The sequence below is a fragment of the Thiorhodococcus drewsii AZ1 genome, assembly GCF_000224065.1.
Classification (GTDB): Bacteria; Pseudomonadota; Gammaproteobacteria; order Chromatiales; family Chromatiaceae; genus Imhoffiella; species Imhoffiella drewsii.
Genome location: NZ_AFWT01000044.1, coordinates 1 through 14,745, shown reverse-complemented (window position 1 = coordinate 14,745; position 14,745 = coordinate 1). Strand labels below are relative to the sequence as shown.

General features: G+C 62.9%; 10 protein-coding genes. 2 read left to right on the top strand and 8 right to left on the bottom strand.

Annotated features, from left to right (window positions below):
• Positions 1–158: 158 nt before the first annotated feature.
• Positions 159–434, top strand: coding sequence for a hypothetical protein (locus THIDRDRAFT_RS19920; protein ID WP_007042714.1), 276 nt, complete (start codon positions 159–161; stop codon positions 432–434).
• Between the two features lie 125 nt (positions 435–559).
• On the opposite strand, the gene THIDRDRAFT_RS19915 is transcribed toward THIDRDRAFT_RS19920, so the two are convergent.
• The 7 genes from THIDRDRAFT_RS19915 to THIDRDRAFT_RS19885 form a co-directional block, all read right to left on the bottom strand.
• Entirely contained in the window at positions 560–1,033 is a 474-nt protein-coding gene (locus tag THIDRDRAFT_RS19915; RefSeq protein WP_007042713.1) for a hypothetical protein, read from the bottom strand.
• Positions 1,034–1,114: 81 nt separating this feature from the next.
• Positions 1,115–1,714: a superoxide dismutase gene (locus THIDRDRAFT_RS19910; RefSeq protein ID WP_007042712.1), complete on the bottom strand. Its 600-nt coding sequence runs from the start codon at positions 1,712–1,714 to the stop codon at positions 1,115–1,117.
• 331 nt (positions 1,715–2,045) lie between these two features.
• Positions 2,046–5,198 carry a BPTD_3080 family restriction endonuclease gene (locus THIDRDRAFT_RS19905; protein ID WP_007042711.1) on the bottom strand — a complete coding sequence of 1,051 codons (3,153 nt, stop codon included), beginning with the start codon at positions 5,196–5,198 and terminating at the stop codon, positions 2,046–2,048.
• A 2-nt stretch (positions 5,199–5,200) separates the two neighbouring features.
• Complete coding sequence (locus THIDRDRAFT_RS19900; RefSeq protein WP_007042710.1) at positions 5,201–7,939, bottom strand: site-specific DNA-methyltransferase; 2,739 nt, start codon at positions 7,937–7,939, stop codon at positions 5,201–5,203.
• 45 nt (positions 7,940–7,984) lie between these two features.
• Positions 7,985–10,810: an SNF2-related protein gene (locus THIDRDRAFT_RS19895; RefSeq protein ID WP_007042709.1), complete on the bottom strand. Its 2,826-nt coding sequence runs from the start codon at positions 10,808–10,810 to the stop codon at positions 7,985–7,987.
• Positions 10,807–12,441, bottom strand: a complete 1,635-nt coding sequence (locus THIDRDRAFT_RS26560) for a tetratricopeptide repeat protein (protein WP_050984780.1) — start codon at positions 12,439–12,441, stop codon at positions 10,807–10,809. Before THIDRDRAFT_RS26560 ends, THIDRDRAFT_RS19895 begins: the two co-directional genes overlap by 4 nt.
• A 184-nt stretch (positions 12,442–12,625) precedes the next feature.
• On the bottom strand, positions 12,626–13,201 hold the full coding sequence (locus THIDRDRAFT_RS19885) for a CIA30 family protein (RefSeq protein WP_007042707.1): 576 nt from the start codon (positions 13,199–13,201) through the stop codon (positions 12,626–12,628).
• Positions 13,202–13,236: 35 nt separating this feature from the next.
• On the opposite strand from THIDRDRAFT_RS19885, the gene THIDRDRAFT_RS26425 reads away from it, so the two are divergent.
• A complete protein-coding gene (locus THIDRDRAFT_RS26425) occupies positions 13,237–13,413 on the top strand; it encodes a hypothetical protein (protein WP_173364700.1) in 177 nt (58 codons plus the stop codon).
• Positions 13,414–13,428: 15 nt separating this feature from the next.
• Here the strand turns inward: THIDRDRAFT_RS26425 and THIDRDRAFT_RS26260 are convergent.
• Positions 13,429–14,745, bottom strand: a 1,317-nt coding sequence (locus THIDRDRAFT_RS26260) for a hypothetical protein (RefSeq protein ID WP_007042706.1), incomplete at its 5' end; no start/stop codon positions are given.

Sequence of the window (14,745 nt, the reverse complement as noted above, 5' to 3'; positions counted from 1 at the left end):
CGATCCGGCTAAACCGCGTCCAGAGCGAAAACGGTTCAGCTTGAGTCGGCGAGGCGGCGGCCCCGTTCGTCCTGGGTGATCGAGCCGTGATCGAGCCTGAGCTCCTGGCTGTCACGGCCTGACCACAGATGAAAGCAGTGAAAAATGAGGGCACTACGATGAGATTAGATTCCACAAGCGTAACTCGATCAGGCAGTGCCACCGAGGCCCCGCCCGACCCGCGTGCACTGTTGGCTCGCAACGATATGGGCCGCGACGAGAAGGTGGAACTCCTCCACCAGTGGGAGTTCGATCTGCGCGAGGCGATGGTCGCCGAAGAGGAGAACATGCCGGCCTCCGAGTCGCCGAACTTCGGCTTGGCTGAGGTCCTAGACGCATTACGTGCACTCGGCGCGACATCGCGCTTTCACGATGTCTCGACCAAACACGGTTGATCGCCTGCATCTGATTAGTGAATCCCTGAGGTTTTCTGGGCCGGTGCCGGTGTTCGGCCTGACGCGCTGCCTCAGCGCGTCAGCCTCAGAAGCTGAAAGGAAACGCGTTTACGGCCCACGGGCGCTCAGGCGCTTGGAAGCTGCTCTTCGGCCTGGCTGCTCAGACGCAGATAGAGTGCGAGCGAAACCATCATCAGGGAGGCGACGCCAAAGAGAATGGCTGGATAGACGAGCAGGGAGAGATTCTTACTGGCCGCGCCTAGGACGAAGATCAGGGCCTCCAGCGTGACAGCGATGATGATGATCACGAAAAACTTCGTCAGGGTCTCGCGCGCTTCCGACGCGGAGCGCAGCTCGCGGTCGCGCAGCACCTCCTCTTCCATTAGATACTTGGCGACGTCGAAGACCGCCAGCGACACCACCACCAACCCGATGCCGTCGAGCATCGCGTACTTGAGCGGTTCGCTGGCTTCCGCAGCGTGCCATACATCGAATCCGGCGACGCCGATCATCGCGAGGCTGATCACCGTCAGTGCAAAGCTGGCGATGCCGTAGAGGACCCGCGTCAGCATGTGATAGATCGCGGTCAGTCGTTTCATATTCTCAGTGCTCGCTCGTTATGGACGAGGAAGGCTCGGGCGAAATGGGCAAAGACCGTTGCCCTTGCCCATTTGGCTCGTTTAGGGCTCGAAAGGTGTATTGCGGTCGAAGTTTGCAGCGGCGAAATCCCAGTTCACGAGATGCCAGAAGGCGTCGACGTAGTCCTTCTTCTGGTTACGGTAGTCGACGTAGTAGGCATGCTCCCACATATCGCAGGTTAGGATCGGCAGCTTGCCCTCGGTGATCGGGTTGCCTGCGTTGCTGTGGGACTCGACGCTGAGGTTGCCGTCATCGTCTCTAGCGAGCCAGACCCAGCCCGAGCCGAACAGCGTCGTCAACTGAGTCGAGAATTCCTTCCGCAAGGCCTCGACGCTGCCGAAGTCTCGGTCGATCGCGGCCGCCAGATCGCCTTGAGGATTGCCGCCGCCGTCCGGTCGAAGGCAATTCCAGAAAAAGGCGTGGTTCCAAGCCTGTGCAGCGTTGTTGAAGATTCCGCCATGGGCCTTGGCTACGATGTCGGACAGGACCGCGTCACCGAATGCCGTTCCCTCGATCAGGGCATTGAGCTTGTCCACATAGGTGGCGTGGTGCTTACCGTGATGCAGCGACAGGGTTTCGCTGGACATGCGTGGCTCAAGAGCGTCCGTTGGGTAGGGGAGATCTGGTAGGCGATGTGGCATGAGTGCTCTCCAAGGTTGTTGGCCGAGGACTTCGACACGAATCCGCGCGAGCGGTGTGCCCACTCGGTGGTTCGGCCGGAGCCTGTCATGGCGATCCGGTGCGCGTTGCACCGAATCTCTTGGGTATAAGCAAGAGGTACGCCAACCGTTGGTGAGCGATGCCGACGACACTGGCCTTGCGACGGCGCTCCAAAAAACACATGACTGTAGTGTCCGCCCATCGCTGGCGGAGATGACACGCCTATAGTCGATCGGCTTTCGGTTCCGATGCGCCGATCGCATCACAGCAACGCGACAGTCACTGAAGCCGCCTCCCCGAGCCAACTAAAGCCTATAATCCTACCCCGGCCTGCTGGTCCCACTTCGCCAGCGCATTCTCATCCAGCAGACGCGGCAACATCGTTGGGTCCTTCACCACCAGGTACCGCCACAGTCCCCAATTGCCCTCTTCGTTGACGGCGTTGACCCAGCGCTCCGCCGCCTTGGCCTTCAGATCCGCATCGTCGCCATACCGACCCTTGGTCTCGATCACCAGGGTCAGACCAATATCCAATACGGCGATGAAATCCGGAATGTAGCGCGCAGGAATGCCGTTCTTTCGATAGGGCATGAAAAAGCCGAGCTGCTCGTTCTTGACCCAGCGCACCACGCCAGGATGGGTGTCCAGCGCATAGCCGGCGCTCTGCTCCCATTGCTTGGTGTCAGCGACCATCGCGTTCAGATGGCAGCGATTGACCGGGTAGACATCCTTTGTCGTGTGGTAGTCGACGAATCGAGTGCTTCCTCGCCCCGCGGAGCCCTTGGCGATTCGCGGCAGCTCACGCGCTCGCGTGATACCGCCTTTGCGGATGGCCTCGAAGAGGATGTCCACCGCCTGCTGGTGATACTTGCCAGCCAGCAGTACATCCCGAGGATCGGCGTTACCGATGCAGTTCACCTTCTCCTGCAAAAAACGCTTCGCCGCGAAGGCAACCTTCGAAAAGAGCGTGGCGGTGGACGTCGTCACCTCAGACTCCCGATCCAGATCCTGCTCGCCCTCCCATCGCTTGCAGACCTCACGGGCCAGTCGAAACGCCACCTGCTGAAGACGGAACTGCTTGCGCCAATCCGCCAGGGTCAGCACGGGCCGTTCGCCGGGACCGAAGAAGGCCAAGGAGCCCTCGGGCGCCGTCATCGAATTCAGTTCGACCGAGTTCGGGATCTCTTTCGGGTCGACGGTTACCTGAGAGACTTGGTCCCAGACAATCTGCAGCTCGAACACCTGCGGACTGTAGTAGCCCTCAACCAAGGGAAACTCGATCTCGTACTGCGATTTGTCCGGGTCGCTGAAGATATGATTCGGCTCCTTCGGCGGCTTGGGGTCCTTCGACTTGGAGACCTTGAACGGGATCAGCTCGAAGGGCACGCCGAAGACCTTGGCGGTCTCCTCCTCGAACTGGTCCGTCTCCTGGTTGAGCGCATAGCTGCGTCGGCGCAGCGCCCGTCCCACCACCTGCTCGCACAGCAACTGAGAGCCGAAGGGTCGCAGCCCAACGATGTGGGTCACGGTATTGGCGTCCCACCCCTCGGCCAGCATCGCGACCGAGACGATGCAGCGGATATTCCGCCCCGGCGGCACCCGCTCGTCGATCCACTTGTAGGCCCCATCGTTGTCGTCGGAGGCGGCCTTCTCGTTGTTCTTGCGGACCAGCTCCGACCAGGACTCCGGCACCTTGCCGCCCGGCCAGGTCTTCTTGCCGATGGTGTCGAGGATGAAGCGCAGCCGCTGCGTTTCGTCCGCGGTCCCACCCACTTCCAGGTCCTCCACTACCTTGGAGTCGACCCTCACGGTGACCTCGTTGCCGGTCGTGTTCCGGAACCAGGATGGCGCGGGTCCGTAGCCACCTTCCTCGTTGGCGAGCCAGTTGTAGACCTCGGCGGCGACCTTGGTATCGCGGCAGACCAGGATGAACACGGGCGGCACCGGATGCAGCTCGTCGCGACTGTCCCGCCGCCACTGCTCGAAGCGGGCATGCCAGTCCTGCGCCAGCTGGTTGATCGGTGCGGTGGCATAGGTCATCACGATCTGCGGCGTGATCGACTTGCCCAGTCCATCCTTCTCCGCCCGCGCCTCGACCCAGCGCCAGACGTTGAAATAGCTGGCTTCGGCGGCGCCGGTGATGTCGCGGGTCGGCAGTTGCGGGATCTTCACCAGGCCCGATTCGATCGCATCCAGCAGCCCGAAATCGGAGACGATCCAGGGAAACGGCTTGCCCACCTCGTTGCCAGATCCCTGGATATAGAAGGGCGTCGCCGACAGGTCGATACAGAAACCAATACCCTTCTTGCGCCCACCCGCCAATTTGTTGATCCGGTCCAGACCCTCGATCCAGATGGTCGCCTCCTTGGCGTTCTTCTTCGCCAGTGAGCGGTCCTCTTCCAGATCGACTAGCGCCTCTGTGTCGCCCCGGCGGTAGGCGTGGTGTGCCTCGTCATTGAACACCAGCCAGTGCGGACTGCGCCCCTTGCCGGAGCCCAGCTCCTGGCGGATGCGCTTGAGCCAGGCGCGGTCCGATTCGAAATACCGGGTCTCGACCGATTCGTTGGCCTTGCCCGCGTTCTTGACCACTTCGGTCGCCTCGCCGGTCTTGACCACCTTGGCCGAGGTCCCGTTGACGCTGCTGGTCTCCTTCTTCGCCAGCCGATGCCAGTTGGCGATCATCACCTCGCCACGCCTGAGCTCATCCATGCGGTGCGGCGGCACCAACTGGCGGGTGCGATAGAGACTGGTGTCGCCCAACGCGGGATCCAGCTCCTGCAGCCGCTCGCGGATGGTCACGTTGGGGCAGACGATGAGGATGGTGTCGGAGAAACGGTCGTCGGTCGGCGAGGCGACCCGATTGAGGATCGACCAGGCCGACAGCATCCCCATGACCGTCGTCTTGCCGGTGCCGGTGGCCATCTTGCAGGCATAGCGGATGAAGGCGCTGAAGCCGGCCTCTCGCGCACCCTCGCCGGGCTGGTCGATCGGCAGCTCCGGCATCCCCTTGCGGTAAATCGGGCTCGCCTCGACGAGAAAGATGATGGTCTCGGCCGCCTCGATCTGAGCGAAAAAGAGCCGCTGTCGGCGCAGGCTCTCGTCACCGCGCCATAGGGCCAACAGCTCCTTGGTGATGCTCGACGCCCCATCGTATGGGATACCTGTGCGCGCCCCATCACGCCACTCCTTCAACCGGTTGCGCAGCCAGTTGACCAGGGGCAGATCCTCCTGCTGACCGACGTCGAGGTCCCCCTCCAGACTGAGCTGCTGCTTGCTCTTGCGGCCCCGTCCGCTGCTCTCCGGCACGCGATAGAAATAGCTCGCCGGACGCCGGCCAACGGCCTGGACCGGCTGCTTGCCGCGCTCGATCTGCCAATGGACCGCCGGCTCGGCAAAGGGCGAGTTGATGATCGGCGATTCGACCTCCGTCGGCTCGACGGGGGCGCTGGTCTGCGCTTCAGTCATGCTCACGCCCTCTCCGCTTCGCGTACCACCATCAGCTCGTTGCCGCGCTCGTCGATTACCTTGATCGCGACCCGCCGATGGTCGCCGAGCACGAAGGGCTCCGAGCGGGTGCCGGCCAGATGATCCCAGATCGACTCGTCGAAACGCGCCTTGAGCGACTTCTGCAGGTTGTCCCAGGCCGAGGTCTTGGGGAAGAAGACCTGGCGCGCTATGAACACCATGCCGTTGTAATCGGTGTCGAGCATCCAGCAGGGCAGGTTCTCGGCGTGGATGGACTCGGTCTCCAGGTCGTGGGGACGGAAGATGTCGAGCCCCAGCAGCTCGACCTGATAGAGCGGACGGCCATCGGGCGCCAGCTCGCCGTTGGTTTTGAAATCAACGTCGGGCAGACCGGTGATGGAGAAGATCTCCGAGGTCTTGCTGGTCTTGAGCAGGTCGGACATCACCACGTCGGGGGTGACCGCGACATAGGTGCAGGGGAGCTTCAGCTTGCCGTGGCTCGCGACAAGCTCGCGCGCCTTGGCCTGAATGGCGAAGCCGAACAGATAGAGCGCATCGAACTTGCTGTACCAGGCCTCGCGCGCCGCTTCCAGCACGGTACCGGAATCGATGGCGCCGTCCTGGGGGCCGAACATCACCGCGATGCGGCGTGCTTCTCCATTCTGCTCGGCCGCCTCGGCGTGCAGGTGCTCGTAATCCTCCGCCGCCAGCGGCCGCACCTGCGCTAGCTCCAGCGCCTTGTTGCCGGGCAGGCGCAGGGTATGGCTCTGGCGCAGCACCTCGATCATGCGATCGAGGTAGGCGCGCGGGTTCTCATAGGTGCCGGCAGCATCCTGGACCCCGTCCTGCTCCTCCAGCATGGAGCCCGCGGCCTGGACCGTCGCCTCGACGCTGAAAGGACCGCAGACGCGGGTCACCTTCTTGTTCTGCTCCGGCTTGTCGACCAGGGTGACGGTCTCCGGCTCCTCGTCGTTGGCGATCGATTTCAGGGTGATACGCGGCACCAAACCGCCGACCTCCTCGCCCTTGCGGTTCTGCTTGCGCTTGTAGACGAAGCCGCCGGCTGGTCCGCGTTGCGGGTCCTTCAGCTCATACCAGGGGAAGGTGGCGGTCAACAGGCGCTGGCGGGCCAACGCCAATGGAACGCGGGAGGTGTCGCAGGTGATCCAGCGGCGACCCCATTGTTCGGCGACGTAGGCTGTGGTGCCGGAGCCGCAGGTGGGGTCGAGGACGAGGTCGCCGGGGTCGGTGGTCATTAAGATACATCTCATCGAAACGCGCGTATCCGTTTGCACGACGTATAACTTATCAGCACCTACGAATCCCCCTACGCCTGTATCGTTCCAAACCGTTCCTAGCGGCTGTACAGGAAAGTCATCAAAATAACGAACATAGCGCAAAGTGTTGCCTTTGATTGCAAGCCTTCGGGCATTTCTCAGTCTGTCAACGCCTTTCTCATGTGTTGCCCAGTGTCGGTTTGGTGGTGGACGGAACAACTTTCCTTCGAATTCGACTGTGAAGCCAAGCGAATCCTGCCACCCAGGAGAAACCATAGGATTCCGGGCATAAGGGCGGCCCACACTACGAATGCCTGCACCAAGTTCTTTTTCATCCTTGTCAAGGGGTCTACGTGAACCGTCAGCCAATTCAATGTGATCGTGGTACTCAAGTTCACGCTCAGTTAAGTCGCGCGCACCAAACACGGGAGTGATTTTCTGACGGTCACGCTGTTTCCCATACCACAAGATGAAGTCGTGAGTAGTTGAAAGTGCGTCGCTACTTGCGAACCCCGTTTTCTTGAACGAAATTAATGCCGTTCTATTTTCACTTCCGAATACTTCATCGAGCACCTCAGTAACATGATGCAGATTCTCATCCGAAATCTGCACAAAGAGACTGCCACTCTCCGTCAACAACTCCCGCGCCAACAGCAACCGATCCCGTAGATAGGTCAGGTAGGAGTGCAGCCCCAGCTCCCAGGTATCGCGATAGGCCCTGACCATCTCCGGCTCGCGGATCATTTCGTCGTCCTTGCCGTGCTTCACGTCCCGCTTGCGCACGAAGGGCTGGAAGTTGGAGCCGAACTTCACCCCGTAGGGCGGATCCATGTAGATCATCTGCACCTGGCCGCCGAGGCCCTCGTACTCCAGTAGCGAGTTCATCACCTGTAGCGAGTCGCCGAGGACCATGCGGTTGGTCCAGGGACCGGTGTGCTCGTAGGCGTCGAGCTTGTCCGCGATGTCGAGTTGCGGATCACCGAACAGGTCGAGCGTGGTGCCGATCGCCTTGTAGCTGTCGAGTGTCTCCAGGATCGCCTGGGTCGAGTGGCGCTCGTGGACGAAGAGCGGGATGGTCGGCACCGCGATCTCGCGCCGCTCGGCCTTGCCGGTCCAGTTGAGGAAGGGGTGGGTCAGGCTCTTCAGGCGGGCGACGCACTCGGCGATGGAGGCGAAGGTCTCGTCGGTGCCCTGCCAGCGCTGCGGCTGCTCCGCGAAGACGGCCTGCTCTCCTTGCTCCGCCGCCTCGGCGATCCGCTCGAGCAGCCATTCGACCATCTCCCGCTCGGCGTTCTCGTCCCAGCAGAGCTCAGGGGCGAGTGAAGAGTCGTAGCGGTAGGTCTTCGCCCCCTTGCGCGCGGTGAATTCGGGCTGTACGCCGATATCCGGGCGCTGCACGGCCTCTTGCGAATGGGTATAGGTGTCCGCCTGTTGGGTTGGGGTGCTCTGGCTGTTCTTGGCCATCGGTTCCTTGCTCGTTTTGTTGTTGTCGAAGCACGACCTGGACGACTACTCGACCCAGGCACCGGAGATCCACTGCATGTTCTCCGGGTGGAGGTGACGGTTGCTCACCTCCGCCAACCGCCGGTCCGCCGCCTGCTCGGCGGCTTTGAACCAGCACTCGTTCCGCTGTCGGTCGGTCGCGACCTCACCGGTTTCTGCGGGCTGCTTGAGCCATTCTCCGAACGCCTCCGGGTTGACGCGCACGCGGCCATCCGACGCGATACCGAAAGCCGTGTACTCCTGACGCCGCCGCTGCCCCTGGTCGTTCTGCCAGCGCAGCAGGCTGGTGATCAGGGCCGCGCTGTCCGGCAGACCGCCACGGATCACTGCGCTCAGGCCCATGAAGTCGTAGCTCTTGGCCTGTTGCAGCAGGTACCGCATCAGGTAGGAGTCGAGGTCGAGCATGTGGGTATTGGGCCGGTTGACGGCGAGAATACGGTCGAGCGTCACCTCATGGCGGCCGCGTGCGATGCCGAGCGCGGTCTGCACCGCCTCGGGGAGTCGGATCTGCCAGAGTCGGCCGTTGTGGCTGGTGTCGAGGATCTCGATGCCGAGCTGACGGAACATACCGATCACGAAGGCCTCGCCGTGCTCGGCAGTGATGCGCAGCTCGTTACGGGTCTCGTTGGGATCGAAGCTGGCGGCGTGCTCGAACAGCTCGTGCTGTTTCTTCGTGGCCGCCTTGGCGCGGGCCAATGCCTCATCGATTCGCTGCTGGGTGCGGTCGATGCCGGCGGTGGTCGCCTCTTCGAGGATTTGGGTGACGTCGACCAGGTCGGCCACCTCGCCGAGGATGTCGTCGTGGAGCTGAGGGTTGTATTCGGGACTGACCCCGGCCAGATCGGCCACCACCTGGTCGATGCGGCTGTACATCATCTCCATGATCCGCTCATCGGCCGTGTCGGGGGAGTGGATGTTGAAGACGACGACGCGCTCCCGCTGGCCATAGCGGTAGAGCCGGCCGATGCGCTGCACCAGTCGCATCGGGTTCCACGGCAGGTCGTAGTTGGCCATGATGTGGCAGTTGCGCTGCAGGTTGATGCCCTCGCCACCCGCCTCGGTGGAGATCAGGAACTGGGCCGATTCCTCGAAGCGGGCGATCGCCTGGCGCCGCAGTGGATGGGGCATGGAACCGTTGATCTGCTCCACGCAGCCGGCGCCGAAGCGCGCCTCCAGCGCCTCCTTGAGGTAGCTCTGGGTGGAGCGGTATTCGGAGAAGATGAGCACCTTCTCGTCGGGGTTGCCAGCGAGGATGGTTTCGATCAGCTCATCGAGAAAGTGCTGGAGCTTGCGATCGTCGGCACGCAGCCGTTCGGCCTCGTCGATCAAGGCGTCGAGCAGCTCCAGCTCGCCGTCGAAGAACTCTTGCGCCTCGGTCTGTAGCTGCTCCTCCCACTCGCCGGCAAAGCGCTGGTCCGCTTCGGCGAGATCCTGGTCGTTGTCTCCGCCGCCCTGGTTCTGCAATCGCGTGCGCCGGTTGATCAGGGCGTTGTGGATCGCGGCCACGCTGGACGCAGCGAGCTTGCGGTAGACGGTCATCACAAAGCCGATGGCGTTACCCTTGAACCCGAGCGCCGCGCCGGCGGCGTAGCCCTTGCGGAGATAGTCCTGCAAGGTCTCGTCGAACGCGATGGCCGCCTCGGAGACGGCAACCGTCAATGCTCGGGTGGTTTTGCCGTTGAAGATGAAGTTGCCGTCGGCGTCGGTGACATCGGCCTTGTTGTTGCGAAAAACCATGTCGCCGATGATCTCGGGATTCAGCGCCAACGTGGTGATCTCCTCCTTGCGCTCGGGGCGCAGCAGCTCCAACAGGGCCTGGAACTTGTCCTGCATTCCCTGGTGGGGCGTGGCGGTGAGCAGCACCATGGCATCGGTCTGATGACGCAGCTGCGCGGCCAGCTGGAAGCGCTGGGAGGCATCGAGCTTCATGCCGTATTGGCGCCGGCTGAGACGATGCGCCTCGTCGAAGACGATCAGGTCCCAGCCGCCCGCCTGTTGCAGCGCTTCGAGATGGCGCTCCTCCTTGAGCCGATCCATCGAGGCGATGACATAGTCGTACATCTTCCAATGGCGCGGCTCGTTGATGTGGAAGTCGTCACCGTAGATCAGGAACTCGCCCATCTTGAACTTGTAGTTGAGCTCGTCCTGCCACTGCTTGGTGAGCCCGGCCGGGGTGACCAACAACACACGCTTCAGGCTGTCGCGCTGTTTGAGCGCGGCCAATAGCATGCCGGTCTCGATGGTCTTGCCCAGTCCCACATCGTCGGCGATCAGCCAGTTGAGATTGCCCGAGGCGAGGATGTGGTGGACCAGGTGGATCTGGTGCGGCAGCGGATCGATCTCCAGGTGCGAGAGCGAGCCGGTGTTCTCGTTCCACATCTCCAAGGCATGGGCGAGCGATTTGAGGCGGAAGCGCTCGGCGCTGTCTGCCGGCCCCCTGTCGCCCAGAATGAAACGGTGTTTGCTGCCCTTGATCTGCTTCAGGTTCTCGTAGGGGAGCCAGAGCTGCTTGCCGGCCTGCGGAAAATCGACCAGGACCTGATCCCGGCCGCCGAGTGTGCGGGTCTTGAGGACCACGCCTTCGCCCATGGTCTTGCGCGTCCGGCTGGCGGGGAGGTCTTGAACCTCCATCATCGGGCGGAAACCGCAGCGCAGTGTCGAGAGCGGGACCGTGGATGTGTCGTTTGTGCCGTGCCAGGCAACGGTCACGTCCACTTGATCGCCCCGATCGATCGCGGACTTGACCCGGCCAGACCGCTCGGTTCCGTCTGGCCGCACCTGCTTGACCCATGCATGGCGCACCGGGAGGATGGGGCGGGTCTTTCGGTTCACTCCTTTTGCTCCTTGCCGATGTGCATGATGTTTCTCGGAGTTTGCTCGCCGTCCAGAGGCAGCCGAATGCCCAGCTCCCACAAAGACTGGCGGCTCGGCGTGATGGAATGGAGCAGCTCCGTCGAGTCGGTCTCTGGACCGCATTCCGGCCACTCCAGGAAGTCGAAGAAGCAGTGGCCGGGAAGCGTGCCCCGCATGGAGCCGGTTCGGTACTTCAGAAACTTGATGAAGATCTTGAAGCTGCGACGCAAGCGCGCGTCGGAGTACCACCGGTCGTAGGTCTCCTCGATCAGGCCGATTACCTCCTCGGCTGCGGGAATCGCCGGGAAGCACCTGACGATCCGCAGGCTCTCCGCCCAGCTCATGTGGCGGTAAGCCGCTTGGGCCTGCATGAACGGGGCCTTCGTCTTGATCCGCTGGAAGGTTGTCCAGAAACGCTCGTTCTCAAACCAGTGGAAGCGAACGACCCTTGCCAGCGCAAGCTCCTCGGGCAACAGCCCTTTCGCCAGCTCCCGCTCAAGGGCAAGGCGCGCCGCGCCCCAACCGTCCTCGATAAAGATCTGTTGCAGCAGATCGATCGCCGACGACGGCCAATCGCACTCCAGGAGCACTTCTGCCGCAACCTGGCGGGCGCGCATCGCTCGGGTAAGGGTGTCTTCGGTTGGTGATTGCTCGAGACGCTCGCGCTGCGCCAGCTCATCGAATTCGTCCAGGTCTTCGTAATCGTCCCAGGAGAGCGCGTCGATCTCCTCATCATCGGTTGTGGGAGGAAGTGAATCGACGAGGTCGGAAGGATCCTCGTCGTCGACTTCTAACTCTTCAACGTTGAGGAAGACCTCAGGTTCATTGAGGCGAAGCTCGTCAGGCGATTGGTCGCCCGTTTCAGAATCAGGCTCGTATTCAGTTAGCTCAGCGTCTTGAGGAGGCGTATCGGTCAGTGGATCGGGGGCGGCGTCCTGGTCGGATCGTGCTGATCCGTCTTGCCATGGAGCAAGGGTCTGCCGCAGTGGCGGAGGTGGTTGCCTGAGCAGCCGATCCAGAGAAGACGGTTGCGGTTCGGACTTTGAGGTTGGTGCTGACCACATCCCTTCAGGAGGCGGTTCCTCGTTCTTGTGAGCCTGCCGGGAGGACTTGTCTTGAGAATGACCGATTCGCAGAGGGCTAAGGTCCTCGTCCTTGGTTTCGCTTGTGTCCGGCGTTCCTGCCTCAATGCCTCCGTCTTTTGGCGAAACGTGCGCTATGGGGTTCGGCAGCCGTTGAGGCGTATCCGATACGCCGATTTGGCTCGTGTCCGTCGGTAAGAGATCGTATGGCGGAGTATCGATCTCGTTCTGCTGCTTCGCCTGAGCATCGACAAAGGCAAAGTCGTCATCCGTGAAATCGTCATCCTGGCCATTCGGCGATAACTGAGGCGTCAGCTTTCTCGTGTGGTGGAGCTCAAGCGACCTCTGGAGATAGGCAACCGCCCGCTCGGGCTGCCCCATAAGCAGATAGACGCGCCCGAGAGCACTTTGCAGTGAGGGCGAGTCCGGGCTCGATTCGATGCACTCCAGGAGCAGGTCGATCGCCGCATGGCGCAACCCACTTGCGACAAGACGATTCGCTTCGGTCAAGACCTCGGTTTCATTCACGATGCAAATTCTATGCTTTGCGGCTTTCCCACTCCAAGACAACTACCCGCCTCGCACGGTGACCGACTCGATACCCTTGCTGCTGCCTATTAACGTCAAATTATCGTGAAACGTGATTCGCTCAAGACTGTTGTTGTGCAGTACGGTACTGCACAATACCCCATAGTCCAAGGGTGAGAGCGGCTCAGCCGCAAGGCGAGGGGGCGGATTCTGCATCCAGACCCCGATACCAGCCCACTTCCGCGACGCAGACCTGTGCATGAAAGGCCCGTCCGATGGCGACCAGGCCGAGCTGCGTCAACTGATCTGCAGCGAGCGGTGCGCTCAGTCGATTGGGGGTGAAGTGCTCGAAGGGTATCCGTATCTCCTGCCAGTCCGGCCCAGCGACGAAGGTCGCGCGATAGGCTTGCCAGGGCAGGGCGCAGTCCCGGCTCTTGAGGTGCAGGTTGTAGCGCTCACCGTTGCCGCAGACGATCAGGCGCAGTCCGGTAAAGTCCGATGCGTCCAGCGGCCGGCCCTGGTTGGTCAGATCCAGGTTGGCCTGCAGGAAGCCGCCGTTGTGTTCCAGCTTCACCTCGCCCTCGACACAGAGCGCCCGGCGTCCGTTCGCCGCTGTGAACGACATCCGCGCCGAGGAGACACCGCCCATGACGGTGTCCGTCACCAACCGCCAGTGTGTTCCGAGCCGCGATCGCCCGTCGGGATCACGGAAATCGTCGATCAGTTCGTCCGCGGACGAGACGGTTGTCTTGGGGGGCATGGGGAGTCCTGACGTCTGTAGGGGATTAGGAAGCTGTGCCGAGGCCGGCCGCGGCCGGACGGGTGTCTGCTACGTCGATCAACTGGTTTACGACTGCGGTACCGATCAACTGCGTGGCGGTCGAGCCCGAGTCATCGGACGACTTCGATGTTGCCGTGCCCGCCCTGCATGCCGCCGAGATGGTGTCGCTGGATGCCGACTCGACAGCGTGACCACGTTTCGGCCCCTCACCGCTTCCACGACATGACCTCGGACTGCGCTCGCTGCTGCAATCGCTGTATCCATCCAGCGAGGGGCCGCAGCAGCCGCTCGATTGCCCAGAGCACCGGTTGTGGCAGCTTGGCCAGGGCTAGCCCGCCCAGCAGCTCGGTGGCGAGCTGCTGCTGCTCAGTTGCGGCTAAGCCCTCGGCGATGGATCGCACCGCGTCCTGGTCCGGCACGCTGCCCCTCGCGCCCTTGAGCCGGATGCGGATTAGATACAACTGCGCGAGCTCAAATCGCGCCCAAGCGGGCCAGGCGGCCTCGCCTCCAAAGCGCAGCAACAGATCCCGAATGCCCTCACGGATCGCGATGGCGGCGTCATAGTCGGCGAGGGCGGCGGGGCCGTGGCCGCTGGCGGACTGCTTGGCGTTGCCGCGGTTAATGTAGGCGCTGGCGAGGGCGTGGCGCAGATCGACTTCCCAGCGCCCCTCGGGCTCCAGGCGTTGGCGCACGGTCTCACGGATCGCGATGGCGGCGTCATAGTCGGCGAGGGCGGCGGCGGGGCCGTGGCCGCTGGCGGACCGCTTGGCGTTGCCGCGATTCACGTAGACGCTGGCGAGGTCGTCTTCCCAGCGCCCCTCGGGCTCCAGGCGTTGGCGCACGGCCTCAGCGATCGCGATGGCGGCGTCATAGTCGGCGATGGCGGCGGCGGGGCCGTGGCCGCTGGCGGACTGCTTGGCGTTGCCGCGGTTCACGTAGGCGCCGGCGAGGTCGTTGCGCAGATCGATTTCCCAGCGCCCCTCGGGCTCCAGGCGTTGGCGCACGGCCTCAGCGATCGCGATGGCAGCGTCATAGTCGTCGAGGGCGGCGGCGGGGCCGTGGCTGCTGGCGGACTGCTTGGTGTTGCCGCGGTTCATGTAGGCGCTGGCGAGGGCGTGGCGCAGATCGTCTTCCCAGCGCCCCTCGGGCTCCAGGCGTTGGCGCACGGTCTCACGGATCGCGATGGCGGCGTCATAGTCGGCGAGGGCGGCGGCGGGGCCGTGGTCGCTGGCGGACTGCTTGGCGTTGCCGCGGTTCACGTAGGCGGCGGCGAGGTCGTTGCGCAGATCGATTTCCCAGCGCCCCTCGGGCTCCAGGCGTTGGCGCACGGCCTCACGGATCGCGATGGCGGCGTCATAGTCGGCGAGGGCGGCGGCGGGGCCGTGGCCGCTGGCGGACTGCTTGGTGTTGCCGCGGTTCATGTAGGCGCTGGCGAGGGCGTGGCGCAGATCGATTTCCCAGCGCCCCTCGGGCTCCAGGCGTTGGCGCACGGCCTCAGCGATCGCGATGGCGGCGTCATAGTC